Raw genomic sequence first — 24,141 nt, forward strand, 5'->3', positions numbered from 1 at the left:
CCACGACGTCACGACACCGAGCTTTGAGTCCGCCGGGACGTTTTCCGAAACCTGCTTTGGATAAGAGGATTTGCCTATGCCTTCGCTGCGTCTGCTTGCCCCCGCGCTGTTTGCGCTCGCCATGTTCGGCGCAGCCGCGCCCGCGTCGGCCGACAGCTTCTCCGATGCCCAGCGCACCGACATCGAGGCGATCATCAAGAACTATCTCGTCACCCACCCCGAGGTGCTCGAGGAAGCCATGACCGAGCTCAGCAAGCGCCAGGCGGCAGCCGAGACGCAGAAGCACGAAGCCAGCATCGCGCAGAACGCGGAGGCGATCTTCAACTCACCGCGCCAGGTCGTGCTCGGCAACAAGGACGGCGACGTCACCTTCGTCGAGTTCTTCGATTACAATTGCGGCTATTGCAAACGCGCGATGGACGACATGCTCAGCCTCATGAAGAGTGATCCGAAGCTGAAGGTCGTGCTGAAGGAGTTTCCGGTGCTGAGCCAGGGCTCGGTGGAAGCGGCGCAGGTCGCCGTCGCGGTGCGCATGCAGGATCCCACCGGAAAGAAGTATCTCGACTTCCACCAGAAGCTGCTCGGCGGCCGCGGCGCGGCCGACAAGGCGCGTGCCATGCAGGCGGCCAAGGACGCCGGCCTCGACACCGCCAAGATCGAGAAGGATCTCGCCAGCCCCGAGGTGCGCGCCACCATCGAGGAGAACTTCAAGCTTGCGGAGGCGATGGGCATGAACGGCACGCCGAGCTACGTGATCGGCAAGCAGATCGTGATCGGCGCAGTCGGCGTTGAAGGCCTGAAGGAAAAGATCGGCATTGCCCGCTGCGGCAAAGCGACCTGCTGATTGCACGTTTTTCGATATTGAAGACGCGAAAAGGTCGGCTGAAAAGCCGGCCTTTTTCTTGCGCCGAACCTTGGCGCGATCCTGCCAAATCATTCATCCGGCATTCAACAAACAAATCCCGCGGAACAGGTGAAGTTCCGGAACAACTCAAATCTCCTTTCGTTGTCGGGCGGGCAATGACGCAAAGAAACACGTGAGGAGAATTCGATGTTGAACCGCTTTATGATCTCGGTTGCCGCACTCGCGCTCGTCGCGGGCACCGGTCTGGCGAACGCACAAGACAAGGGCCGCGACAGTGGTGGCGCTGGCTCGCAGCAGCAGATGCAGCATTCGCAACCGTCCGGTGGTGCCGCTGAGCGCGGCTCGATGGGCCGTGACTCCGCTCATGAGAAGGGCACCGTTGGGCAGGCCGGTGGTGCCGGCAGCATGAAGTCCGATCGGGCCGCCGACGACAAGTCGTCCGGCGCGATGAAGGACGAGCACCGTGGTCGCGAGATGAACAAGAACGCCGCCGAGGACAAGGCCGGCGCGACCAAGGGCCAGCGCACCGACGAACGCGCGCAGGGTCAGATGGACAAGTCGCACCAGGACAAGTCCAAGAGCATGAGCCAGGACAGCAGCAAGGACAGCACCAAGTCCGGCCAGAGGGACAAGGACATGAAGGCTGAGGGCAGCAAGAGCGGCACCTCGACCAACAATGCCGAGACCCAAAAGGGTAGCACGAGCACCAACCAGAACGCTCAGGGTCAGACCGGCACCAGCACCAACCAGAACGCCCAGGGTCAGACCAGCACCAGCACGACGGTCGGCCAGGCCGGTGCCGGCGCCAAGCTCTCGACCGAGCAGCGAACCCAGATCACCTCGGTGATCCGCGAGCAGCGCGTGGCCCCCGTGACCAATGTGAACTTCGCGGTCTCGGTCGGCACCCGCATTCCGCGCGAGGGCATCGAGCTGCACGCCCTGCCGTCCCGGGTCGTGACGATCTATCCGGAGTGGCGGACCTATCGCTATGTCATGGTCCGCGAGCAGATCGTGATCATCGATCCGAACACCTACGAGATCATCGCGATCCTCGACGTGTAAGGCAGGTGGCGACCAATCCCTGGAGGCGGGCTGCCATGCCCGCCTCCTTGCGTTTGGCCGGCAGCCATGCTTTGGACTGGTTAACAAGCAATTTCCGTAGCTTCCGCACAGATTTTTGCACCCCGGATGAGGTGCCTGAAGGTCTCTGGGAGGTCCTTCAAGGCTTCCCCTAGGACGCTTTGTTACCTATAACCCCGCCACGCCGAAGCACCTCTTCCGGGATTGGAATGGCAGAACCTGCAACCGACACGATCCTCGTCCTCAACGGGCCGAACCTCAACATGCTGGGGACGCGCGAGCCCGAGAAGTATGGCCATGCGACGCTGGCCGACGTCGAGGCGCTGTGCCGCGAGACCGCGGCGACGTTCGGCCTCAAGGCCGACTGCCGCCAGTCCAACCGCGAAGGCGAGCTGATCGACTTCATCCACGAGGCGCATGCGCGCAAGATGAAGGGCATCATCATCAATGCCGGCGGCTATTCGCACACCTCGATCGCGCTGCACGACGCGCTGCTCGCGGTGCAGATTCCGACGGTCGAAGTGCACGTGACCAATATCCACGCCCGCGAGAGCTTCCGTCACCACTCCTACACCGCGCGCGCGGCGTTCGCCTCGCTGTGCGGTTTCGGCATCGAGGGCTACCGCCTCGCCATCCAGGGCCTTGCCGCCAAGCTCGGCATCAAGCCCAAAGCCTGACGCTCCCTTCCAACAGAACATTCGGATCAAGCAACATGGCGCGCCAGCCAGACGACAAAGCAGCCGCAAAGTTTTCCAGCGAGGATTCCGCGCTCGTCCGCGAGCTGGCCCTCCTGCTCGACGAAACCAGTCTCACCGAGATCGAGATCGAGCGCGCGGGCCTGCGCCTGCGCGTCGCCCGCAACATCAGCGTCGCCGCGACCATGCCGATGCCCATGGCAGCCGCTCCCGCCGCCCTGCCCATGGCAGCAAGCGCCGCCGCGCCCGCTGCTGCCGGCGTCGACCTGTCCAAGCATCCGGGCGCGGTGACCTCGCCGATGGTCGGCACCGCCTATTGGGCGCCGGAGCCCGGCGCCAAGCCGTTCATCGAGGTCGGCACCAAGGTGTCGGTCGGCCAGACCCTGCTGATCATCGAAGCCATGAAGACCATGAACCAGATCCCCTCGCCGCGCGCCGGCACGGTGACGCAGATCCTGGTCGAGGACGGCCAGCCGGTCGAGTACGGCGAGCCGCTGGTCATTATTGAATAAGCGAGTGGCGAATGGCGACTAGCGAATGGTGCCCATCTAGCCCCTCGCTATTCGCTACTCCCTATTCGCCCGCTGAGGCACCATGTTCGACAAGATCCTCATAGCCAACCGCGGCGAGATCGCCCTTCGCATCCTCAGGGCCTGCAAGGAGCTCGGGATCGCGACCGTCGCCGTGCACTCGACCGCCGACGCCGATGCCATGCATGTGCGCCTGTCGGACGAGAGCGTCTGCATCGGGCCGCCGGCATCCAAGGACAGCTATCTCAACGTGCCCGCGCTGCTCGCGGCCTGCGAGATCACCGGTGCCGATGCCGTGCATCCCGGCTACGGCTTCCTGTCCGAGAACGCGCGCTTCGCGGAAATCCTCTCCGAGCACAATCTGCATTTCATCGGCCCGAAGGCCGAGCACATCCGCCTGATGGGGGACAAGATCGAGGCCAAGAAGACCGCCAAGCGGCTCGGCATCCCCGTGGTGCCCGGCTCCGATGGCGCGGTCGGCCCCGACGATGACGCCATGGCGATCGCCAAGAAGATCGGCTTTCCCGTGCTGGTGAAGGCGGCGGCGGGTGGCGGCGGCCGCGGCATGAAGGTCGCGCACGGCGAGGCCGACCTCCAGCTGGCGCTGTCGACGGCGGCCAACGAGGCCAAATCCGCCTTTGGCGACGCCTCGGTCTACCTGGAAAAATACCTCCAGAAGCCGCGCCATATCGAGATCCAGATTCTCGGCGACGGCCGCGGCGGCGCGATCCATCTCGGCGAACGCGACTGCTCGCTGCAGCGCCGTCACCAGAAGGTCTGGGAAGAAGGCCCCTCGCCCGTGCTGGCCGCCGCCGCGCGCGCCAAGATCGGCGAGACCTGCGCGAAGGCGATGCGCGAGATGAAATATCTCGGCGTCGGCACCATCGAGTTCCTGTTCGAGGACGGCGAGTTCTACTTCATCGAGATGAACACGCGCATTCAGGTCGAGCATCCCGTCACCGAGAGCATCACCGACATCGACCTCGTGCTGGAGCAGATCCGCATCGCCGCCGGCGGCGAACTGCCGGCGAAGCAGGAGGAAGTCCAGGTCATCGGCCACGCGATCGAGTGCCGCATCAATGCCGAGAACCCGCAGACCTTCCGCCCCTCGCCCGGCCGGATCCAGCAATATCATCCGCCCGGCGGGCTCGGCGTCCGGATCGATTCAGCCGTCTATCAGGGCTACACCATCCCGCCTTATTACGACTCGCTCGTCGGCAAGCTGATCGTGCACGGCAAGACGCGCGCCGAATGCCTGATGCGGCTGCGCCGCGCCCTGGACGAGATGGTGGTCGAAGGCATCGAGACCACGCTGCCGCTGTTCCGGGCGCTCGTGCGCGAGGACGACATCATCAACGGCGACTACCACATCCACTGGCTGGAACAGTATCTGGCCGGCAAGGCGGAACCCGCCCCCAAATAAATCCCGCACCACCGGGAACCCATTGCCTGCGCGGGCGTTTTGAGCAGCTGGGAGCTGTTTGAAAGAGGGGCGTCGGGATTCCATTGTTCGGCGACACCGTCGTGACGGCTGAAGCGCAGCGGCGGCGCGCATTTTGGCAGGTCCTGCTGTTCGCAGCGGGCCTTTTGGTGCTGACCGTGATCAGTGCCGGCTCCGTCTACCTCGTCAACAAGGCGAGAGACGACAGCAAATGGGTGCTCCACACCATCGAGGTGGAGAATCAGGTCAACACGCTCCTGCTCGAGGTCCGACGTGCCGAAAGCAGCGCCCGCGGCTTTCTCCTGACGCAGGGACCGGACTTCCAGGCGGATCATGAGAGGGCCGTCGCAGCGATCATTCCGGCGCTCGACAAGCTCACGCGCCAGATCGGCGACAGTCCGGCGCAGCGCGACAGCGTCGAGAAGCTGAGCGCCGCGATCGAGGTCCGGCTCAGCCAGTTCGCGCGCGAGATGGATTCCATCAAGCAGGGTCGGCCCGACGATGCCAAGGCGCTCGTCCGCGAGGCCGCCGCCGGCACCACCACAACCACGATCACCAACCTCGCCAACGCGATGATCCGCGAAGAAGAACGTCTGTTCCGGCTCCGCTCCGTCAATGCCGACCGCAGCCAGACGCTGGCCGCCTCCCTCACCGGCATCGGCTCGGGCCTCGTCGTAGTGCTGGCGCTGATCTCGATCTGGCTGATGCGACGCTCGGCACGCATTCGTGACGAGGCCGAGACGCGCCTGCGCGATGCCAATCTCAATCTGGAGGCTGTCGTCGACGAACGCACGGCCGACTTGCGCGAGGCCAATAACGAGATCCAGCGCTTCGCCTATATCGTGAGCCACGATCTGCGCTCACCGCTCGTCAACATCATGGGCTTCACCAGCGAGCTCGAAGAGCTCGGCGGCGACATCTTTCGCCGCGTCAGCAGCCTCACCCACGTCCCGGCCGACGGGCCGCCCTTGACCTCCGGCGAGATCGCGCTCGAAGGTCCCGACAAGCAGCTTTCCGAGGATTTTTCCGAGGCGCTCGGCTTCATCAAATCGTCGATCGCCAAGATGGACCGGTTGATCTCGGCGATCCTCAACCTCACCCGCGAGGGCCGGCGCGAATTCCAGCCGGAGAAGATCGACATCCGCGAGTTCGTCGAAGCCATCGTGTCGACGCTGGCGCATCAGGCCGTGGAAGCGCAGGCGACGATCCACGTCGAGCCGCTGCCTGATATCATCAGCGACCGCCTTGCGCTGGAGCAGATCTTCTCCAATCTGATCGACAACGCGATCAAGTACCTGAAAAATGGCGTGCCCGGCGAGATCAGAATTCGCGGGCGTACCAAGCTCGGCTACGCTATCTTCGAGATCAGCGACAACGGCCGCGGCATCGACGCTAGGGATCATCAGCGGATATTCGACCTATTCCGCCGTGCGGGAACCCAGGACAAGCCGGGACAGGGCATAGGTCTTGCACATGTACGTGCACTTGTGCGCCGTCTCGGCGGCACCATGTCGGTATCGTCGGAACTGAACGCGGGCAGCACGTTCACCATCACGCTGCCCGTCGCCTGGAACGCCAGCACCCGGAACGCAGATCGATGACGCAGCCAGTCACCATCATCATGATCGAGGACGACGAGGGGCACGCCCGGCTGATCGAGCGCAACATCCGCCGCTCCGGCGTCAACAACGAGATCATCTCGTTCGCCAACGGCACCGACGCGGTGAAGCACCTGTTCGGCGCCGACGGCAGCGGGCTGCCCCAGAAGGGCAACGCCCTCTTGATCCTGCTCGACCTCAACCTGCCCGACATGAGCGGCATCGACATCCTGAAGCAGATCAAGGAAAACAGATATCTCAAGGCCTCGCCCGTGGTCGTGCTGACGACCACCGACGATTCCCAGGAGATCAAGCGCTGCTACGAGCTCGGCTGCAACGTCTACATCACCAAACCCGTCAACTACGAGAATTTCGCCAACGCCATCCGGCAGCTCGGGCTGTTCTTCTCGGTCATCCAGGTCCCGCCTGCCGCCCCATGAACCAGCGAACGCCGACACTGCTCTATATCGATGACGACGACGCGCTGGCGCGCCTCGTCGAGCGCGGCCTGACGCGACGCGGCTACAGAGTCGTCCACGCCGCGAGCGGCGAGGAAGGCCTCGAGCAGATCCGCCGCGCCTGCGCCCAAGACAGCATCAAAGAAAACATCGAAGGCGGCATCGACGTCGTGGCGCTCGACCAGTACATGCCGGGCCTCGACGGCCTCGATACGCTCGAGCAGATCATGGCGATCCCGGACGCCCCGCCCGTGGTGTTCGTCACGGCGTCGCAGGATTCCAGCATCGCGGTCACCGCGCTGAAGGCGGGTGCAGCCGACTATCTCGTCAAGGACGTCAAGGGCGACTTCATCCCCCTGCTCCACGTCGCCGCCGAGGGCGCGCTGCGCCAGGCCGAGATGCAGAAGGCACGCGAGGAGGCGGAAGCCGAGATTCACGCCTCGCGCGACCGCTACGCCGCGCTTGCCGCCGAACGCGAGATGCTGCTGCGCGAGGTCAATCACCGCGTCGGCAACTCGCTCCAGATCATCGCCTCGCTGCTGCACCTTCAGGCCAGCTCCGCCGCGCAGGAAGAGGTCAAGGCCGCACTGACCAACGCGATGGGCCGCGTCGCCGCGGTCGCGCAGGTGCACCGCCGCCTCTACACCTCGCAGGATCTGAAGAGCGTGGTCCTGAACCAGTATCTGGACTCGCTGCTCGAGGATCTGCGCCGCTCGGCCGAAGGTAACCGGATGTCGCGCCTGACGCTGAAGGCCGAGCCGATCGAGATCGACCCGGACCGCGCGGTCGCCGTCGGCATCATCGTCAACGAGCTGGTGATGAACGCAGTGAAATACGCCTATCCCGACGGCGCGGGCCCGATCCATGTCGAGCTGACCTCGCAGGGCGAGGACCTGCTGCTGACGATCGCCGACGACGGCGTCGGCGACAATGTCAAGGCCGACCCGCGGTCCACCGGCATGGGCCAGCGCATCGTCGCGGCCATGGCCACCAAGCTCGACGCCTCGGTGGAGCGCGACCCCACCCATTCCGGAACCCGCATCGTGCTCAGGTTCCAGCGCCTCCCCGCGCCACCCGGCAAGGCCAACAGCGCCGCCGCGAGCTGACCCGCACCTCTCCGCCCCCATCGCAACCGCATTGCGATCCTGCTATGGTCACAGGCCATGACTTCGCGCGATTCCGCCTCGTCTGAGATCACGCCGGCCGTACTGCTGCGCGCCTATGCCTGCGGCATCTTTCCGATGGCCGAAAGCGCCGACGATCCGACCCTGTTCTGGGTCGAGCCCGAGCTGCGCGGCGTCATCCCGCTCGACGGTTTTCGCGTGGCCTCGCGGCTCGCACGCACCGTGCGCTCGGACGGCTTTCGCGTCACTGTCAACACCGCCTTCAAGGCCACGATTGCCGGCTGCGCCGCGCCGCAGGCCGGGCGCGAGGACACCTGGATCAACAAGCGCATCCGCGACCTCTATGGCGGCCTGTTCGAGCTCGGCCACTGCCACAGCGTCGAGGCCTGGCAGGACGACGAGCTCGTCGGCGGGCTCTATGGCGTGAGCCTGGGACGGGCCTTCTTCGGCGAGAGCATGTTTCACACCGCGCGTGATGCCTCCAAGGTCGCGCTGGTGCATCTGGTGGCGCGGCTGATTCATGGCGGCTTCGAGCTGCTCGACACGCAATATGTCACCGAGCACCTGAAGAGCTTTGGCGCCGTCGAGATTTCGCGCCGCCGCTACACCGCACTGCTCGACAAGGCGCTCGCGGGAGATCCCGGCGAATTCCTGAGGCTCTCGTCCGGTGACGCGATCCCGGGTGCGCGTGCACTCGAGATCATCGCCTCGCGGCAATAGATCACGTTTATCGGCTGCCGAACCCGGGGGGATTTGGGCTAGCGCCCAAACCCCGGGATACCGAACAGGCCCGGCCGCTGCTCCGGTGGTGGTGGCGGCGCCGGCTGCGCTTGCGGCGGAGGCGGCAACGGCTGCGGCGGACGCTGCTGCACGGCCTGCTTGGGCGCGGCCTTCTTCTGCGCCGGCGGCGGCGGAGGCGCGGGCCTGCTCGCGGGATCTGGCGCCGCGGTCGCGATGGTCTGCTGCGGCTCTTTGCAGTCGGTCAGCCAGATGTCGTAGATCGGATGCTCGACACCGTGCAGGCCGGGGCTTGCCGCGTACATCCAGCCCGAAAAGATCCGCTTCACCTCGCCCTGCAAGGTGATCTCGTCGACCTCGACGAAGGCGTCGGTGTTGGCGGCTTCGGTCGCCGGCCGCGTGTAGCAGGCGTCGGTCTTGACGCGGAGCGCACCGAACTGGACGGTCTCGCCGATCTCCTCGTCGAAATTGATGATGCGCCCGGTGATCTTGTCGAGGCCGGAGAAGGTCGCCTTCTTGTTGACGATCTTCTGGGCGGGCGGCTCGGTCACGACCTCGTCGCCCGGCTGCAGGCTCGCCGGCGTCTGCGGGACCGTGCCCGGCGCACCCTTTTGCTGCGGCGGGCGCTGACCGGGCGCACCCGGGGCGCCTTGCGGATTGGGCGGCGCGACCGCGACGGAGGGCGGCTGGTTCGGCGGCGCGACGCTGGAGCCCGGCGGCGGCGCCAGCGGCTGGGTCTCGACCGGCCCCGGCATCACATTCCCCTGCCGGCCCGGCGGTGGCGCCATCGGGCGCGACGGCAGCACGCGGCCCTGCGGCGGCAGCTCTGGCACCTCTTCGTCGTCCTCGGGAATCTGTTGCGGCTGCGGCTGGCCACGCGGAATGTTGCCGGGCGGCCGCAGCGGCGGCGGATCGGAGAAGATCGTGCCGATCTGCGCCTGCGCAGGCGTCGCAACCGTCAGCGCGGTGGCGGCCAAAAGCGCCGCAAGGCCTGTCAGGGTAAGGGTTTTGAACATCTCGCGCGGCTTCAACAGCGAATCGGGCTCGTTGGACATTCTATATAGGGGATACCGCCGCTCGCAGGCCCTCCGGTTAACACGCCGAATACGGCGGGGGAAGGGCGGCATCCCTGCCCTTCCCGGCGCTGTCTGGCCAGACCGGCTCCCGGATGGGATAGTCGGAAGGACCCCTCCCTGGGGCAGAAACGGGCATTCGCCTTCCGAAAACGACGTCCAACCATAACCAGAAGCCTCAGAGGTCGCCCCCGATGCCCGTTGTCCTCGATCCCGACGCCGCCGCCGTCTACAAGGCCTTCCAGGAGGCCGGCCGGCCCGCCTACGAGACCCTGACCGCAGCGGAGGCTCGCGCCTATTACCTGCAGGCGCGCTTTGCCACCAACCCCGAGCCGCCCGAGCTTGCCCGCGTCGCCCCTCTCGCGATTCCGGCCCCGCATGGGGAGGTCCCCGCCCGCGTCTACGTGCCGAACGAACCGCGCCTGCGCGACGGCCTGTCGCCGGCCCTGGTGTTCTTCCACGGCGGCGGCTGGGTGATCGGCGATCTCGACTCCCACGATGTCGTCTGCCGCCAGCTTGCGGATGCTGGCGCGCTGATCGTGATCTCGGTCGACTACCGCCTCGCGCCCGAGCACAAGTTTCCCGCGGCAGCCGATGACGCGATCGCCGCGACCGGATGGATTGCCGCGCATGCGCGCGAGCTCGGCATCGACGCCTCGCGCCTCTCGATCGGTGGCGACAGTGCCGGCGGCAATCTCGCCGCGGTCGTCGCGCTCGCCGCTCGCGACGCCGGCGGCCCCGCGATCGCCGGCCAGCTATTGATCTATCCGGCGACCGATTTCGCCATGACGCACGGCTCGCACCGCGAGACCGAGACCAGCGTGCTGCTGACCCATTCGGTGATCCGCTGGTTCCGCGATCACTATCTCAACGGCACTGCCGACATCCACGACTGGCGCGCCTCGCCGGCGCGCGCGCAAAACCTTGCCGGCCTGCCGCCGGCCTATGTGCTGACCGCCGGCGCCGATCCCCTGCGCGACGAGGGCGAAGAATATGCCGGACGCCTGAAGCAGGCCGGCGTATCAGTCGCGTACAAGCACTATCCCGGCCAGTTCCACGGCTTCTTCACCATGGGCAAGCTGTTGCAACAGGCCAATGTCGCGGTCAGCGAGATCGGCGCGTGGTTGAAGGGATTGGGATAGTCCCGTAGCCCGCATGAGCGATAGCGACATGCGGGACCGCTCTCGCCTCTCACAAACACCTGTCCCGGATATCGCTTCGCTCATCCGGGCTACGCACCGACAACGCCGATAGAGATGCTCTCCCTCCTCTTCACGCTCCCCCTGCGCGCCCTGACCTGGCTCGGCGACCAGGGCACGCGCGCCGTGGCGGCGATCGCGTTCATCGCGGTCGCAGTGCCGCCGCTCGGCGCGCTGCTGCGTCCCTACGTGACCGAAGCGATCCTATGCCTGCTCTGCATCTCCTTCATGCGGGTCAATCTCATCGCGCTTTACGGCCATCTCCGCCGGCCGGCCTTGATTGCTGCTGCGACGGCCTGGACCACGATCGCCGTGCCGCTGATCGTCGGGCTGCTCGCCCATGGCAGCGGCCTCGACGGAAGCTCGCCCGGCCTCTTCCTCGCGCTGATGCTCCAGGCCATGGCCTCGCCGATGATGGCCGCGCCCGCGCTGGCCGCGCTGATCGGCCTCGATGCCACGCTGCCGCTGGTCACGTTGGTCACCGCGACCGCGCTCGTGCCCTTCACGGCCTCGTTGTTCGCAAGCCTGTTTCTCGGCGGCATGCTCAGCATCTCGCCGCTGACGCTCGGCCTGAAGCTGCTCGGCATCCTCGCGGCATCGCTGATCGGCGCAACGGCGATCCGCTGGATGTTCGGTGCCGCGGCCATCCAGCGCCACAAACGCCCGATCGACGGTTTCAACATCCTCATCCTGCTGGTCTTCGCGTCCGCCGTGATGGGCGACGTGGCGCGCGACTTCGTCGCCGATCCGCTGTTCACGATCGGCGTCGCGCTGCTCGCCTTCGCGGTCTATTTCACCTTGCTTGCTGTGACGACGCTGATCTTTCGCCGCGCCGGCACCGAGCGTGCGTTTGCGATCGGCCTGATGGTGTCACAGCGCAATCTCGGCCTGATGCTGGCGGCGACCGCGGGCGTGCTGCCGCCGACGACCTGGCTCTATTTCGCGCTGACGCAGTTTCCGATTCATCTTGCGCCCTATCTGCTGACGCCGATCGCGCGGCGCCTGACGGCGCGCGCAGATACGTCCGGCGGCGAGACGGCAAATCGTACGACCTAGGCCTGTGCCAAGCCAGGATGCGGCTGCTGTCGTTATTGCGGAGTACTCCCGCCGACCTGCGGATCGATCCGCCCCATACCCCGTCAGGGTGATTCTTCACGCGGGATACGAAGCCTATCCTGACGTTCAGGCACCTCACGGGCTTGGTTGTCCTGCGCCTTACGTACAGGCGGGTGGGAGGAAGTGGTGTTCCGTCCCGATGCGCATGGTGTCGCACGTTCTCAGCTCACTGCCTTCAGCCAATGGTGTGAGGCCCGAACGGGGCGGCAGCTGCGCGATCACGCTGCGATGGACCGCTTCTCGGTCGAGGACTACCACAGCTTCTGGCGCCTCTTCCTCGAATGGTCCGACGTGCCCCGGGACGGTGCAGCCGAGCCCGTCTGCGTCGGCGATGCCTGCGAGACCGCGCGCTTCTTCCCGGATCTCCGTCTCAACTACGCTGAATGCCTTCTCGCCGGCGGTTCCGGCGAGCCGGTCCTGACCGCGTGCCACGCTGACGGCAGCCGCGAGCGGTTCACGCGTGGCGCATTGCGCGTCACGGTTGATCGACTGGCAAAGTCGTTGCAGCGGCTCGGTGTGCGCCCAGGCGACCACGTCGTGGCAATCGCACGCAACAATGCCGAGGCGGTGATTGCCTGTCTGGCGACCGCCGCCATTGGCGCGACTTTCGCCAGCTGCGCGCCGGACATGGGCGTGCCCGCCATCCTGGCGCGGTTCGCCCCTCTCGAGGCCGTGGTGCTCTTCGGCTGCCTTCAAGCGGAGCGATGGGATGCGGGCGTGCCCGTCGCCGAGCGCGTCCTCGAAACGGCAGCCGGCCTGCCGAGCCTCGCAGCGATCATTGCGCTGGACGATGGCTCGCTTGACGTCGACGAAGGGACGACACCGCTGCACAGGCTTACCGATCTGCTCTGTGATGATGGTGGCAAGGATGGGCCAGGCTGGCCCCGCCACCCATTCAACCATCTGCTCTTCACGATGTTCTCTTCGGGCACTACAGGCCCGCCGAAATGCATCCAGCACGGCGCCGGCGGCACCTTGCTGGAGCATCTGAAGGAGCACCGGCTGCACTGTGATCTCAGGCCCGGCGATAAGCTGTTCTTCCAAACCTCCTGTGGTTGGATGATGTGGAACTGGCAGCTCTCCGCGCTGGCGTCGGGCGCCGAGATTGTCCTCTATGACGGGCCGCTCGCGGCGGCAGATACGTTCTGGCGGATCGTTGCCGAGGAGCACGTCACCGTTTTCGGCACCAATCCGGCCTATCTGCACTTCTGCGAGCAGAAGGGTTTCGTCCCCGGCCAAGTGTTCGACCTTTCTGCCCTGCGTGCCATACTCTCGACCGGCTCCATCTTGTATCCGCGCCAGTACGACTGGGTCAGCAGCAAAGTGAAGGCGTCGATGCCGCTGCAGTCGATCTCAGGTGGCACCGACATCATGGGCTGCTTCGTCCTCGGCAATCCGGATCTCCCGGTCCATCGCGGCGAGGCACAGTGCCGCAGCCTCGGCCTTGATGTCCGCTCGCTGCCGCCGCCTGACGATCCGCAGGCAAAGATAGGCGAGCTGGTCTGCGCCAATCCTTTCCCGTCGCGCCCCCTCGGCTTTCACGGCGATGCCGACGGCACCCGCTTCCACGCTGCCTACTTTGCTCAGAATCCCGGCTTTTGGACCCATGGCGATCTGATCGAGGCCACGCCCCATGGGGGCTGGCGCTTGCATGGTCGTTCAGACGGAGTCCTCAATGTGCGCGGCATCCGCATCGGAACCGCGGAGATCTACCGCATCCTCGCTGACGTCGGGGAGATCGTCGAGGCGATGGCGGTCGAGCAGCAAGCAGAAGACGAGCCAGGCGGCACGCGCATGGTTTTGTTGCTCGTGCTGCGCAAAGACGTGGTCCTTGACAGCGCATTGGCCAAGCACATTCGCACGGAGCTTGCGCGCTGCGGCTCGCCGGCCTTCGTGCCGGCGCGTATCGCACAGGTCGAGGCTCTTCCCGTCACCTTTAACGGCAAGCGGTCCGAAGTCGCAGCGCGGGATGCGGTGAACGGCCGCACAGTACGGAATCTCGACGCCCTGCAGAATGCCGAATGCCTTGATGCCATTGCCAACCATCCGGTTCTGCGGGCGTCTGCGACCGTCAGTGCTCGGGAGCCGACCCCGGTCTGTGGAGTGCTCCCGGATGCCGAGCAGCTGCGAAAAGAACTGCAGGCGATCTGCGAGCGCGTGCTGGACATCGCTCCCATCGGCTGGTCCGATAATCTTATGGACTGCGGCGCGGACTCGCTGGCCGTGGTGAGCCTGCTCCTCGAGATCGAGAGCTATGCGGGGCATGCGGTGCCCCTGTCGGCCTTTCTTGGCGCGCCGTCGATCGAAGGCCTGTCCGCGGTCCTCTCCGGCGCGGAGGCTCTGACGGATCGGCAGCTTGGTCGATCGGGCCTGCATGTCCGTGCCGTGGGTCCGGAAGACGTGGAGCCGGTCTGCCACTTCCTCGAGGAAGCGTTTTGCGAGTCACGCATCGAGGCAACGACATGGCGCCGCCTGTTCGATCATGGCTGGTCGGATCACCGGCGCGGCTTCATGCTTTTCGACGGCAACGCGTTGGTTGGGTTCATCGGAGCCGTTGTTGCCCCGCGGCAGGTCAACGACGAGGCAGTCCTCGTCTGTAATCTGTCCTCCTGGGTTGTACGCGCGCAGTACCGGGGCTGGGGAATGGCACTGCTCGCCTCAATGCTGGATGACGCGAACGCCACATATACGTGCTTCACCCCGCAGCCGTCAGCTTGGGCCGCTCTCATGGCGCAGCGTTTCAAAACGCTGGAATCGCAGCGCATCGCCATGCCGCCATTGCTGCAGGCCGCGACCTTGTTCGCGTCGACCCGGCCGCGGATCAGCTTCGATCCGGCCGTGGTCCGCGAGAGGCTGACCAGCCAGCAAAGGCAAATCTTTCACGATCACGCACCTTACGATTGCCTGCAGCTCGTCATCATCGACGGGCCCGATCATGCCTATCTCGTGGTGAAACGCCGCGAACATCGTCCTGCAGCGCGCCGACTGGGAGTCCTGGCGCGGTTCCTGCCGCGGCAAATCCCCTATTCGGACATTCTGCATTGTAGTGCACCGGACCTGCTGTTGCGGCATCTCGAGCGCGTCAAGCTGGCGATCCTGCGCCGGCAGCGGACGGCAGCGCTCGTCGCGGAGGCGCGGCTTTTTCCGGTCCGACCACGAGGCGTGGTACTCCCGATGAGCACGTGCTTCCGCTCCCCGTTGACCGCCGCCGGTGAGCTCGACAGACTGTATTCGGAAATCGTGCTCCTGCCCATTTGAAGGCGGCGCGAGTTAGAACGTTCTCATGCCGGCGCTCCCGCAGGTTTCGACGCCTTGAAGATATAGCGATTGGTGCTGAAGAAATATTGTCCCGCCCCGGCGAGGCGCTCGAACTCGCTGTGCCACGCATCGAGATCATCGGCTGTAACGTCGTTCGTGCGGCTGACGAAATTCCGGATACCCTGGGCCAGTCCCTTGCTGTAGCTCTCGTCATCGTACCGCAAGTTCAGAATCGGAAAGACGGATGCTCCGTCCAGATGAAATCCGGCATTGATCAGTCTGGAGGCCATCGATCTCGGCAGATGCGGATGGGCGCAATGCGCCTCCCATGATGTCATGACGGCAGCCATGCGTTCCCGGTTGTCGGAATGCCAGACCACGGCGTCCCAATCCGTTGCGACAAAAATCGTTCGGCCGCCCGGTTTCAGGACGCGAAACGATTCGATGAGGACGCGGTCGACATCGGGCACGTACTCGGCGACCTGAGTGCACACGACGGCGTCAAACGATGCATCGGGCTGGCCCAATTGCGTCGCGTTGCCGATGGCATATGAAATCCACTCCGAAGCCTTCTGCCGGTTGCAGACGGCGATCAGGTCTGTCGACACATCGATGCCTACGACAGATCCATGAGGCCCGACGAGCCGCGCCATGCTTTCGCAGAGATAGCCCGGACCGCATCCGATATCGAGAACACGCTCGCCGGCAGACAGATCGAGCTGCCGGATTGTCTCCGCGCGCTGCGCCTTCACATCGGCCGTGAGATAGAGTCTCTGGAGCCGTTTTGCGTTCTCATTGCTGTACTCCATTCCGCTCATCGTCGCCTCCATGGTCGCACGGCAAGTGAGATTCCCTATCCCGCCCGCGCCGCGCGCCGCAGGGCCTGGGGCGGCTGGCCGAAGGCGCGGATGAAGGCGCGCCGCATGCGCTCGGGGTCGCGGAAGCCGGTCGTTTCTGCAACGAGCTCGATCGCCTCGCGCGAGGACTGCACGCGCTCGCGCGCGACTTCGAGCCGCAAGCGCTCGACCGCCTTGGACGGCGTCGTGCCGGTCTCGGCGGCGAAGGCGCGGGCAAAATGCCGCGCGCTCATCCCGGCGCGATCGGCGAGTTCCTCCACGGTCAGCGGCGCGTCGAGATTTTCGCGCGCCCAGGATAGCAGCGCACCGAACCGGCCGTTCGGCGTCTTCAACTCCAGCAGCGAGGAGAATTGCGACTGGCCGCCGCTGCGGCGATGGTACAGCACGAGCTGCCGCGCCGTCGCCTGCGCGATCTCCTCGCCCTGGTCCTCGGTGACCATCGCCAGCGCGAGGTCAATGCCCGCCGTGATGCCCGCCGAGGTCCACACATTGCCGTCGCGGGTAAAAATCTGGTCGGGCTCGAACTTCACCCTGGGATAGCGCGCGACGAAATCGCGCGTCCGTCCCCAATGCGTGGTGGCGCGGCGGCCATCGAGCAGGCCGGCTTCAGCGAGCACATAGGCGCCCGAGCAGACGCTCGCGACCCGCACGCCGCGCTTTGCCAGCCGCTGCACGAAGGCGCGCGTGACCTCGCAGCGTGCGGCTTCCGCGACGCCGGCGCCGCCCGCGATGACCAGCGTCGTGATCGCATTCGCCGACTTCAGATCTCGCGCCATCATCTCGACACCCGACGAGCTGCGTACAGGCCCCGCATTCAGCGCCAGCACCCGGAGCGCAAGCGGCTTGCCGGACGCACGTGCCGCGATCTCGAACACCGAGATCGGACCTGCCGCGTCGAGCAGTTGGAAATCCGGGAAGATCAGGATGCCAATCATGGGCCAGGTCCTAACGTCATGTCCGAAAGTGAGGGAATTATGCCGTTTTGGACAGAAGGGCATCATGCCAGTTTGCGCCCGTCAAGCTCTTCATTGGAGGTTCTCATGTCGGCGCCGCTCCAGATTGGACTTTTGGTGTTCCCGCGCGTCACCCAGCTCGACTTCACCGGCCCGTTGCAGGTGTTCTCCGCCGTTCCCGGCGCCAAGCTGCACCTGATCTGGAAGCGCATCGAGCCGGTGCCGAGCGATTCCGCGCTCATTGTGACGCCGACCACGACATTCGCCGACTGCCCGCAACTCGATGTGATCTGCGTACCTGGCGGCCGCGGCACCGACGATCTGCTCAATGATGAGGAGGTGCTCGAATTCCTGCGCCGGCAGGCGGAGGGCGCGAAATACGTCACCTCGGTCTGCACGGGCTCGCTGGCGCTCGGCGCCGCCGGCCTTCTAAAGGGCTACCGCGCCGCCACCCATTGGAGCGCGATGGAGATGCTCAGTCAGTTCGGGGCGACGCCGACCAAGACGCGCGTCTGCATCGATCGCAATCGCGTGACGGGCGGCGGCGTCACTGCGGGAATCGATTTCGCCCTGACGCTGGTGTCGATCCTGGTCAACCGCACCGCGGCGGAGGCAATCCAGCTCGGGATCGAATACAATCCGGCGCCGCCGTTCAATTCCGGCTCGCCCGATACCGCGCCCGCCGAAGTGCTCGCTGTCGTCAAGCAACGCATTGAGCCTTTGCAGGTCCATCGCCTCGATGCCGTCAAGCGTGCGGCCGAGCGGGTGAACTAGCCTCCACATCCGTGTCCCGGACGCGGTGCAGCGTGTAACGCTGCGCCGCTGAGCCGGGACCCAGAATTGCCGCAGCATGGGCCCCGGCTCTGCAGCGCATCACTTCGTGCTGCGCAGCGTCCGGGGCACGGAGCATTCTTGCAGGCGCACAACAGAAAAAGGCCGCTCGGTTTCCCAAGCGGCCTTTCCTGTCTTACGGCGGCTGCACATTCACATCGGGCGATTTCGGAACTTCCGGACCGGGGGCCTATCTCCCGATCGAGTCCTTGTCGGCGGCCGCTGCATTTCGGGACAGTCGCGAACTGTTGCCCGAACCGAACGCGATGGTCTCCCATCTCCGTAAGATGGGATCATTGAGCCGCATCGCCCGCATCAGTGCAACGCCCGCGCAGGCGGCATCCCCGCTGTTCCCGTTGTCCACAGCGGCGTCGCGCGGATGCACGTGCATCGAGTCGAACGATGAAGATCGCGGCCGGTTAGCCGGGCGTCCAGGGCTGGTAGTCGCCGGTCGCCTTGGGGCGCTTGCCGCTGGCGAGCGTCGAGCCGGAGGGCCGGTAGGCCTTGGCCGTGCCGGTGAGATTCGGCTGGTGCGGCTTTTCCCACTCGCGGGGCTGGTAGTTGATCTCGGTCGGCGGGGTGTCGACGACGTGATGAATCCAGCCATGCCAGGCCGGCGGGATGCGGCTCGCCTCGGCATAGCCGTTATAGATCACCCAGCGCCGCTCGAAGCCGAGGGTCGGATCGACCTCCCCGCCGCGGGTGCGATAATAGAGGTTGCCCTGCTCGTCCTGGCCGACCAGCTCCCCGTACCGCTTGGTCCAGAGCTGGGTGCCAAACGTCTGGCCACTCCACCAGGTGAAGAACTTGAGAAAGAATTGTTTCATGCGGCAAGGGCCCTGCTTCGTGGGGTCCTGATGCCATCCGGAGGGCGAAATGTCCAGTTCGCCGGGTGCGGCCACACCCCGCCGCAAATGCGTGCCTTGGGCAGCCGCTTCCCGCCGCAAATCGGACGCGATCCGTTCATGCCGGGTACAGCGGCCCGGTGAGACGCTCCCTCACGCGCAAACCGGCGTGATCCTGGAACCAGGGCCCTGTCGTTGGGTTGGCTTCCGGGAAAGGAGTTTGATCATGAAAGTCTTGAGCGCGGCAGCCGCCCTGGCGCTGGTTCTTCCGCTGGCGACGCCGAGCTTCGCACAGGGCCATGGTGGCCGCGGCGGCGGTGGCGGTGCGCATTTTGGCGGTGGCGGGGGTGCTCACTTTGGTGGCGGCGGCGGTGGCGGCGGCGCGCACATCGGCGGCGGCGGCGCAGCCTTCCGCGGCGGCGGCGGCAATTTTTCGGCCGGCGCAGTCCGCCCGAGCGGCAGCAGTTTCGTAGCCGGCGCGGCGACACGTCCCGCCATGTCGCCGTCCTTCAGCGGGCCCCGCAGCGTCGCAACCGCCGGCAACTGGCAGGGCGGTAGCGGCAATTGGAGCGGCCGTCACTGGCATCATCGTGGTGGCGGCTTCTGGCCCGGCTTCGCGGCAGGTGCCGCGATCGGCGGCCTCGGCTCGTATGCCTATTACGGCGGCGGGTACTACGATGATCCCTACTACTATGGCGACAGTTACTATGACGAGCCATCAGTGGCGGTAGTGCCCGACAATGGCGGCGATTCCGCAGCCTACTGCGCGCAGCGTTACAGATCGTATGATCCGGCCTCCGGCACATATCTCGGCTACGACGGTCAGCGCCATCCCTGCCCGTAAGCGGACCGAACAGGTTTGAAGGAAGAGGCGTCGCAGCGATGCGGCGCCTCTTTCGCGTGCGCCGTGCCCCTCACCTGTTCCGCGTGTACCGGCCTCGTCGCTTGCGACGTTGTGTAAAATTCGACGCAACCGGACCTCTATTCACCCCGCCGTGCATATCTACCCCGCCCCAATCCAAAATTGACCCGACCCACGATTCGCGGATATCACCATTGCCTGTGGGGACTTCGATCTACTGGGAAATGTCATGCCGCGTATCCTCGTGGTAGATGACGATCCGATGGTCGGCGCGACCATCGAGGTCCTCCTCCAACGTCAGGGCTTCGACGTCACGTTGGCTGACGGCGGCGAAACGGGTTTGGCTGCGCTGGAAACGCAGGCCTACGACGTGATGCTGGTCGACATCTTCATGCCGCACATGCGCGGCTTCGAATCCATCCGCATCTTTCACGAGCGCGCGCCGGCGATCCCGCTGATCGCGATGTCCGGCTATGCCTTCGCCTCGTCCGCCTCGCCCTCTCCCGATTTCCTGCGCATGGCGCTGGAGCTCGGTGCAAGCCGCTGCCTGCGCAAGCCGTTCACGCCGGACGCGCTGCTGACCAGCATCCGGGAATGCCTCGCCGGCGGGAGCGCACAGAAGGACAAGAAAGAAGCCCCTTGATTCCCACGCAGCGCGTCATTCTCGGTGCTGGACTTGCAATCCTCCTGATCATCACCGCAGCCTCGATTGCCCTCGACGTGAAGTCGCGGTCCGAGGCCGCATGGGTCAATCACACCGTCCAGGTGCAGAAGAAGATCTCCGACCTGCGCGTGCTGCTGCGCCGCGCCGAGAGCGCCGCGCGCGGCTTTGAGCTCTATCGCAGCCAGGGCTTCAGCGACGAATTCCAGACGGTGCGCGCCCAGATCGCGCCGGCGCTCGCCGACCTCAAGCGCGGGGTGCGCGACAATCCCGATCAGGTCGCGCTCCTGGATGGCACCGAGCCGCTGGCGCTGCGCCGGGTCGAGATCGCCGCCGAAGCGATGCGCCTGCGCGCCATGAACGACCAGGCCGGCATTGCCGCGCTCAACGGCAAGGCCGAGGGCCGCGGCCTGATGGACACGGTGATGGCCAATCTCGACCATCTGAGCGCAGAAGAGGAACGTCTGCTCGCCGCGCGCTCCCAGGATTCGCGCCGCACCGGCATCGTGCTGCTCGGCATCGATGTCGCCGGCGCACTGGTGATCCTGCTGCTGGTCGTGATGGTGATGCGCGAGAGCCAGCGCACCCAGTTCGCGCTCAAGAGCACGCTGCTGGAGACCACGGCCGCCAAGGAGCAGCTCGAGGCTGCGGTCGCCGAGCGCACCGAGCATCTGGTCGTCGCGCATGATGAGCTGCGGCTGTCGGTCAACGTGCTCCAGAGCACCTTTCGCAGCATGGCGGAGGCGGTGCTGGTCATCGACGCCGAGGGCAACGTCCTTCTGTCCAATCCGGCGGCCGAGCGCATGCTGCTGCACCGTACCGGCATGAACGTCGGCAATCTGCGGGCGCTGTCCGACGTCTTTCACGGCGATGGCGTCACGCCGATGAAGGCCCAGGAGCTGCCTTCGGCGCGCGTGCTGCGCGGCGAGGAATTCGAAGATCTGGAGATGATCGTCCGCCCGCACAGCGGCAATCCAACCCGTCACCTGATGGTCAGCGGCCGGCCGATGCTTGACGGGCAAGGCGACGTCTCGGGCGCGGTGATGGTCTATCACGACGCGACCACTTCGCGCGAGACCGAGCGGCAATTGCACCAGTCGCAGAAACTGGATGCCATCGGCAAGCTGACTGGCGGCGTCGCGCACGACTTCAACAACATGCTGACCGTCATCTCCGGCAACACGGAGACGCTGGTCGCGAGCCTGAAGCAGCAGCCGGAGCTGCAGCGCGTGGCGCGCCTGATCGACGATGCCGCCGAGCGTTGCGCCGAGCTGATCCAGCACCTGCTCGCGTTTGCGCGCCGGCAGCCGCTGCAGCCGCGCAACGTCGAGATCAACGCCGCGATTGCCGACATCGCAAAACTGCTGCGCCCCACGCTCGGCGAGCAGATCCAGATCGAGACCGTGCTGCAACAGGGACCAATGACGGCGCATATCGATCCGTCCCGGCTCACCAATGCCGTGCTCAACATGGCGATCAACGCCCGCGACGCCATGCCGAACGGCGGCAAGCTGCTGCTGGAGACGCATCGCGTCGTGCTCGATGAGGCCTATGCGCAGGCCAATGCGGAGGTGCGGCCCGGCTCCTATGTGATGCTCGCGGTCAGCGACACCGGCGCCGGCATGCCCCAGGACGTCCAGGAGAAGGCGTTCGAGCCGTTCTTCACCACCAAGGAGGTCGGCAAGGGAAGTGGCCTCGGCCTCTCCATGGTCTATGGCTTCGTCAAGCAGTCCGGCGGCCACATCAAGATCTACAGCGAGGAAGGCCACGGCACCACGATCAAGCTCTATCTGCCGCCGGGCGAAGGCGCGCCGGACGCGGCCGCGAACGTTGCGCCGCAGGCCGAAGGCGGCGCCGAGACCATTTTCGTGGTCGAGGACGATTCGCTCGTGCGCAACTTCGTCACTGCGCAATTGCAGAGCCTCGGCTACAAGACCATCGCCGCGCCCGACAGCCGGGCCGCGCTGGAAATGATCGAGACCGGCCAGGCCTTCGACCTGCTGTTCACCGACGTTGTCATCCCCGGCGGCATCAGCGGCCGCGAGCTCGCCGAGAAGGTGGCAGCGCTCCGCCCCGGGCTGAAGGTGCTCTACACTTCCGGCTACACCGACAACGCGATCGTCCATCACGGCAAGCTCGACGACGGCGTGCTGCTGCTGACAAAGCCCTATCGCCGCAACCAGCTCGCCGAGATGATCCGGAAGGCGCTGAATGGCGGCGGCGCGCCGAGCCAGACATCGGCAGACGATCCGGTTTGAGTTGCATCAAGGCGCTTTGCGCCACTTAGGCCCAATGTTTTCCGCAACACGGAGAACAGCCATGCTCATTTCGCCCGACGACTTCCGGATCAAGGCAGACAATTTCGATCTCACGAAAATGGAGAACATCGTCCGCATCGCGTGCGGCCTGTTCTATCTTCCACACGTCGCAGGAAAGTTCGTCGCCTTCGGCGTTCTCAATCCGCCCATCGTCAAGTTCTTCGCGGCCGCCGGCCTGTCGCCGCCGGAGGCCTGGGTCTACATCGCCGCTGCGGCGGAGCTGTCCGTCGCCGTCGCGCTGACGCTCGGCATCTGCACGCGGTTTGCCGCGCTCGGCTCGGTCGGGCTGATGGCCGTGGCGGTCTACTCGCTCCAGGTCGTGAAGGGCTTTGGCTGGACCTGGAACACGGGCGGCTACGAATATCCGGTGTTCTGGGGCATCTGCTCGCTGGCCGTGGCCGTGCACGCCTGGAAGGCCTGGCTGAGCGCACGCAAGGACGCGGTGAAGGCCGCCGGCCGCACGGTGCGGATGGCACCTGCGGAGTAAATCGCTCAGCGCGTCGCCAGCACCACCGCCGCCAGCGTGAAGACCAGCCCGGCGATCTGCCCTGCCCCGAGCGGCTCGCCGAGCGCAAGCGCGGAGGCGACGACGCCGATGACCGGCACCGCCATGGTGCCGATCGCGGCCACGGACGCCGGCAGGCGCGACAGCGCGGCGAACCAGCTGACATAGGCGATGCAGAACTGCACCACGGTGGAATAGACCAGCAGCCACCAGCCGACCGGCGTCACCAGCGACAGATGCGTGGTCTCGACCAGGAGGCCGATGATCGAGATCGGCAGGCAGCCGATCCCGATCTGCCAGGCCGCGGCCGTGATCGGCGGCAGGTGGATCGGGTACTTCTTCGAGAACACCGTGCCGACGGCAAAGCCGAACGCGCCGCCCAGCGCCATGATGATTCCGGGCAGCTTCTCTGCGCTGGCGGCAATGCCGTTGCCGCCCATGATCGAGGCCAAGCCCGCAAAGGCCATCACCAGCCCCAGCGTGCGCAGCACGGTCGGCCGCTCCCCTAGCACCGGCCAGGCGATGATCGAGGCCCAGACCGGCATGGTATAGGCGATCAGCGCCGCCTCGCTCGCCGGCAGCCAGAGCAGCGCCAGGCCCATCAGCACCATCCAGCCGGTGACGTTGAGCATGGCGGCGGTGAAGAGGCGCGGCCAGATCGCAGGCTCGACCTTCAGGCTCTGCCGGCGGATGATCGCCAGCGCCGCCAGCAGCGCCGCCCCGAGCACGCCGGTGACCCCGCGCAGGGTGAGCGGCGGCAGCTCGGCGAGCAGGAATTTCGTCACCGGCCAGTTGAAGCCCCAGCCGATCGAGGTGATCGCAAGGAACATCAGGCCGGCCGGGGCGATGCGCGGTCGCGCATCCCGGCGAGTCGAATCATGCATGGGGGCAGTCCGGCAAAATCGAGGTCAGCTTGGCGCGGATTCGCTGATACGACCACCACCTCGGCGGGCATGCCTGCCCTCACCCTCCGTAGGGCTACGTGAGTCCTGCTGACGCAATCCCGGTCCCGAAAAATATACCTGGCCTGTGAACAGCGGGATGAAGGTCCGGATCATCACGGGATGCAAATTTTTTTGGTTGGGAATCCCTGAGGACTCACTGATACTTGGCACAACAACAGGCGCGGGCTTG

At 65.7% G+C, this 24,141-nt stretch carries 22 protein-coding genes; 17 read left to right on the forward strand and 5 right to left on the reverse strand.

Translation table 11 applies throughout. The features are described 5' to 3' along the window. The first annotated feature begins 76 nt into the window (after window positions 1–76). From JQ635_RS02010 to aat, 9 genes are all read left to right on the forward strand, one after another. Window positions 77–844 (forward strand): DsbA family protein, encoded by a 768-nt coding sequence (locus tag JQ635_RS02010; RefSeq protein WP_211408196.1) that lies wholly within the window; start codon window positions 77–79, stop codon window positions 842–844. A gap of 207 nt (window positions 845–1,051) precedes the next feature. Continuing rightward, entirely contained in the window at window positions 1,052–1,927 is an 876-nt protein-coding gene (locus JQ635_RS02015) for a DUF1236 domain-containing protein (RefSeq protein WP_211408197.1), read from the forward strand. Between the two features lie 227 nt (window positions 1,928–2,154). Next, complete coding sequence (gene aroQ / locus JQ635_RS02020) at window positions 2,155–2,622, forward strand: type II 3-dehydroquinate dehydratase (protein ID WP_018646964.1); 468 nt, start codon at window positions 2,155–2,157, stop codon at window positions 2,620–2,622. 35 nt (window positions 2,623–2,657) lie between these two features. Next, window positions 2,658–3,152: an acetyl-CoA carboxylase biotin carboxyl carrier protein gene (accB, locus tag JQ635_RS02025; protein WP_211408198.1), complete on the forward strand. Its 495-nt coding sequence runs from the start codon at window positions 2,658–2,660 to the stop codon at window positions 3,150–3,152. Window positions 3,153–3,234: 82 nt separating this feature from the next. Next, window positions 3,235–4,593: an acetyl-CoA carboxylase biotin carboxylase subunit gene (accC, locus tag JQ635_RS02030; protein ID WP_211408199.1), complete on the forward strand. Its 1,359-nt coding sequence runs from the start codon at window positions 3,235–3,237 to the stop codon at window positions 4,591–4,593. A gap of 101 nt (window positions 4,594–4,694) precedes the next feature. Then, window positions 4,695–6,212 carry a sensor histidine kinase gene (locus JQ635_RS02035; protein ID WP_211408471.1) on the forward strand — a complete coding sequence of 506 codons (1,518 nt, stop codon included), beginning with the start codon at window positions 4,695–4,697 and terminating at the stop codon, window positions 6,210–6,212. Then, the gene (locus tag JQ635_RS02040) at window positions 6,209–6,649 is read left to right on the forward strand and encodes a response regulator (RefSeq protein WP_211408200.1); all 441 of its coding nucleotides are present in this window, start codon (window positions 6,209–6,211) and stop codon (window positions 6,647–6,649) included. The genes JQ635_RS02035 and JQ635_RS02040 overlap by 4 nt, the downstream gene beginning before the upstream one ends. After that, the gene (locus JQ635_RS02045) at window positions 6,646–7,773 is read left to right on the forward strand and encodes a sensor histidine kinase (RefSeq protein WP_211408201.1); all 1,128 of its coding nucleotides are present in this window, start codon (window positions 6,646–6,648) and stop codon (window positions 7,771–7,773) included. Before JQ635_RS02040 ends, JQ635_RS02045 begins: the two co-directional genes overlap by 4 nt. Window positions 7,774–7,830: 57 nt before the next feature. Continuing rightward, a complete protein-coding gene (aat, locus tag JQ635_RS02050) occupies window positions 7,831–8,511 on the forward strand; it encodes a leucyl/phenylalanyl-tRNA--protein transferase (RefSeq protein ID WP_211408202.1) in 681 nt (226 codons plus the stop codon). A 38-nt stretch (window positions 8,512–8,549) separates the two neighbouring features. Here the strand turns inward: aat and JQ635_RS02055 are convergent, their stop codons facing one another. Continuing rightward, window positions 8,550–9,584 carry a DUF2155 domain-containing protein gene (locus JQ635_RS02055; RefSeq protein WP_211408203.1) on the reverse strand — a complete coding sequence of 345 codons (1,035 nt, stop codon included), beginning with the start codon at window positions 9,582–9,584 and terminating at the stop codon, window positions 8,550–8,552. A 212-nt stretch (window positions 9,585–9,796) separates the two neighbouring features. Here JQ635_RS02055 and JQ635_RS02060 point away from each other — a divergent pair, with 212 nt between their 5' ends. From JQ635_RS02060 to JQ635_RS02070, 3 genes are all read left to right on the forward strand, one after another. Beyond that, window positions 9,797–10,744, forward strand: coding sequence for an alpha/beta hydrolase (locus JQ635_RS02060; RefSeq protein WP_211408204.1), 948 nt, complete (start codon window positions 9,797–9,799; stop codon window positions 10,742–10,744). A 114-nt stretch (window positions 10,745–10,858) separates the two neighbouring features. Then, window positions 10,859–11,857: a Na+-dependent transporter gene (locus tag JQ635_RS02065; protein WP_211408205.1), complete on the forward strand. Its 999-nt coding sequence runs from the start codon at window positions 10,859–10,861 to the stop codon at window positions 11,855–11,857. Window positions 11,858–12,043: 186 nt separating this feature from the next. Continuing rightward, window positions 12,044–15,175: an acetoacetate--CoA ligase gene (locus JQ635_RS02070; RefSeq protein ID WP_211408206.1), complete on the forward strand. Its 3,132-nt coding sequence runs from the start codon at window positions 12,044–12,046 to the stop codon at window positions 15,173–15,175. Between the two features lie 23 nt (window positions 15,176–15,198). Here the strand turns inward: JQ635_RS02070 and JQ635_RS02075 are convergent, their stop codons facing one another. Both JQ635_RS02075 and JQ635_RS02080 read right to left on the reverse strand, forming a co-directional pair. After that, the gene (locus JQ635_RS02075) at window positions 15,199–15,993 is read right to left on the reverse strand and encodes a methyltransferase domain-containing protein (RefSeq protein WP_246583229.1); all 795 of its coding nucleotides are present in this window, start codon (window positions 15,991–15,993) and stop codon (window positions 15,199–15,201) included. Window positions 15,994–16,028: 35 nt separating this feature from the next. Next, a complete protein-coding gene (locus tag JQ635_RS02080; RefSeq protein WP_211408208.1) occupies window positions 16,029–16,967 on the reverse strand; it encodes a GlxA family transcriptional regulator in 939 nt (312 codons plus the stop codon). A 105-nt stretch (window positions 16,968–17,072) separates the two neighbouring features. On the opposite strand from JQ635_RS02080, the gene JQ635_RS02085 reads away from it, so the two are divergent. Further along, on the forward strand, window positions 17,073–17,759 hold the full coding sequence (locus tag JQ635_RS02085) for a DJ-1/PfpI family protein (protein ID WP_211408209.1): 687 nt from the start codon (window positions 17,073–17,075) through the stop codon (window positions 17,757–17,759). A 476-nt stretch (window positions 17,760–18,235) separates the two neighbouring features. On the opposite strand, the gene JQ635_RS02090 is transcribed toward JQ635_RS02085, so the two are convergent. Continuing rightward, window positions 18,236–18,643: an NADH:ubiquinone oxidoreductase subunit NDUFA12 gene (locus JQ635_RS02090; protein ID WP_211408210.1), complete on the reverse strand. Its 408-nt coding sequence runs from the start codon at window positions 18,641–18,643 to the stop codon at window positions 18,236–18,238. 244 nt (window positions 18,644–18,887) lie between these two features. Here JQ635_RS02090 and JQ635_RS02095 point away from each other — a divergent pair, with 244 nt between their 5' ends. The 4 genes from JQ635_RS02095 (at window position 18,888) to JQ635_RS02110 (ending at window position 22,989) form a co-directional block, all read left to right on the forward strand. Beyond that, window positions 18,888–19,505: a BA14K family protein gene (locus JQ635_RS02095; protein ID WP_211408211.1), complete on the forward strand. Its 618-nt coding sequence runs from the start codon at window positions 18,888–18,890 to the stop codon at window positions 19,503–19,505. Between the two features lie 247 nt (window positions 19,506–19,752). Further along, the gene (locus tag JQ635_RS02100) at window positions 19,753–20,166 is read left to right on the forward strand and encodes a response regulator (protein ID WP_211408212.1); all 414 of its coding nucleotides are present in this window, start codon (window positions 19,753–19,755) and stop codon (window positions 20,164–20,166) included. After that, on the forward strand, window positions 20,163–22,442 hold the full coding sequence (locus JQ635_RS02105) for a CHASE3 domain-containing protein (RefSeq protein ID WP_211408213.1): 2,280 nt from the start codon (window positions 20,163–20,165) through the stop codon (window positions 22,440–22,442). Before JQ635_RS02100 ends, JQ635_RS02105 begins: the two co-directional genes overlap by 4 nt. 61 nt (window positions 22,443–22,503) lie before the next feature. Further along, complete coding sequence (locus JQ635_RS02110) at window positions 22,504–22,989, forward strand: DoxX family protein (RefSeq protein ID WP_211408214.1); 486 nt, start codon at window positions 22,504–22,506, stop codon at window positions 22,987–22,989. Window positions 22,990–22,994: 5 nt separating this feature from the next. On the opposite strand, the gene JQ635_RS02115 is transcribed toward JQ635_RS02110, so the two are convergent. Beyond that, window positions 22,995–23,891 (reverse strand): DMT family transporter, encoded by an 897-nt coding sequence (locus JQ635_RS02115; RefSeq protein WP_211408215.1) that lies wholly within the window; start codon window positions 23,889–23,891, stop codon window positions 22,995–22,997. Window positions 23,892–24,141: the final 250 nt, after the last annotated feature.

The sequence above is a fragment of the Bradyrhizobium iriomotense genome, assembly GCF_018130765.1.
GTDB classification, from domain to species: Bacteria; Pseudomonadota; Alphaproteobacteria; order Rhizobiales; family Xanthobacteraceae; genus Bradyrhizobium; species Bradyrhizobium iriomotense_A.

Bases quoted from the DNA above. Each gene is read 5' to 3' on its own strand.
- JQ635_RS02010 (WP_211408196.1), top strand. From the start codon at position 77: ATGCCTTCGCTGCGTCTGCTTGCCCCCGCGCTGTTTGCGCTCGCCATG.
- JQ635_RS02015 (WP_211408197.1), top strand. From the start codon at position 1,052: ATGTTGAACCGCTTTATGATCTCGGTTGCCGCACTCGCGCTCGTCGCG.
- aroQ (WP_018646964.1), top strand. From the start codon at position 2,155: ATGGCAGAACCTGCAACCGACACGATCCTCGTCCTCAACGGGCCGAAC.
- accB (WP_211408198.1), top strand. From the start codon at position 2,658: ATGGCGCGCCAGCCAGACGACAAAGCAGCCGCAAAGTTTTCCAGCGAG.
- accC (WP_211408199.1), top strand. From the start codon at position 3,235: ATGTTCGACAAGATCCTCATAGCCAACCGCGGCGAGATCGCCCTTCGC.
- JQ635_RS02040 (WP_211408200.1), top strand. From the start codon at position 6,209: ATGACGCAGCCAGTCACCATCATCATGATCGAGGACGACGAGGGGCAC.
- JQ635_RS02045 (WP_211408201.1), top strand. From the start codon at position 6,646: ATGAACCAGCGAACGCCGACACTGCTCTATATCGATGACGACGACGCG.
- aat (WP_211408202.1), top strand. From the start codon at position 7,831: ATGACTTCGCGCGATTCCGCCTCGTCTGAGATCACGCCGGCCGTACTG.
- JQ635_RS02055 (WP_211408203.1), bottom strand. From the start codon at position 9,584: ATGTCCAACGAGCCCGATTCGCTGTTGAAGCCGCGCGAGATGTTCAAA.
- JQ635_RS02060 (WP_211408204.1), top strand. From the start codon at position 9,797: ATGCCCGTTGTCCTCGATCCCGACGCCGCCGCCGTCTACAAGGCCTTC.
- JQ635_RS02065 (WP_211408205.1), top strand. From the start codon at position 10,859: ATGCTCTCCCTCCTCTTCACGCTCCCCCTGCGCGCCCTGACCTGGCTC.
- JQ635_RS02075 (WP_246583229.1), bottom strand. From the start codon at position 15,993: ATGAGCGGAATGGAGTACAGCAATGAGAACGCAAAACGGCTCCAGAGA.
- JQ635_RS02080 (WP_211408208.1), bottom strand. From the start codon at position 16,967: ATGATTGGCATCCTGATCTTCCCGGATTTCCAACTGCTCGACGCGGCA.
- JQ635_RS02085 (WP_211408209.1), top strand. From the start codon at position 17,073: ATGTCGGCGCCGCTCCAGATTGGACTTTTGGTGTTCCCGCGCGTCACC.
- JQ635_RS02090 (WP_211408210.1), bottom strand. From the start codon at position 18,643: ATGAAACAATTCTTTCTCAAGTTCTTCACCTGGTGGAGTGGCCAGACG.
- JQ635_RS02095 (WP_211408211.1), top strand. From the start codon at position 18,888: ATGAAAGTCTTGAGCGCGGCAGCCGCCCTGGCGCTGGTTCTTCCGCTG.
- JQ635_RS02100 (WP_211408212.1), top strand. From the start codon at position 19,753: ATGCCGCGTATCCTCGTGGTAGATGACGATCCGATGGTCGGCGCGACC.
- JQ635_RS02110 (WP_211408214.1), top strand. From the start codon at position 22,504: ATGCTCATTTCGCCCGACGACTTCCGGATCAAGGCAGACAATTTCGAT.
- JQ635_RS02115 (WP_211408215.1), bottom strand. From the start codon at position 23,891: ATGCATGATTCGACTCGCCGGGATGCGCGACCGCGCATCGCCCCGGCC.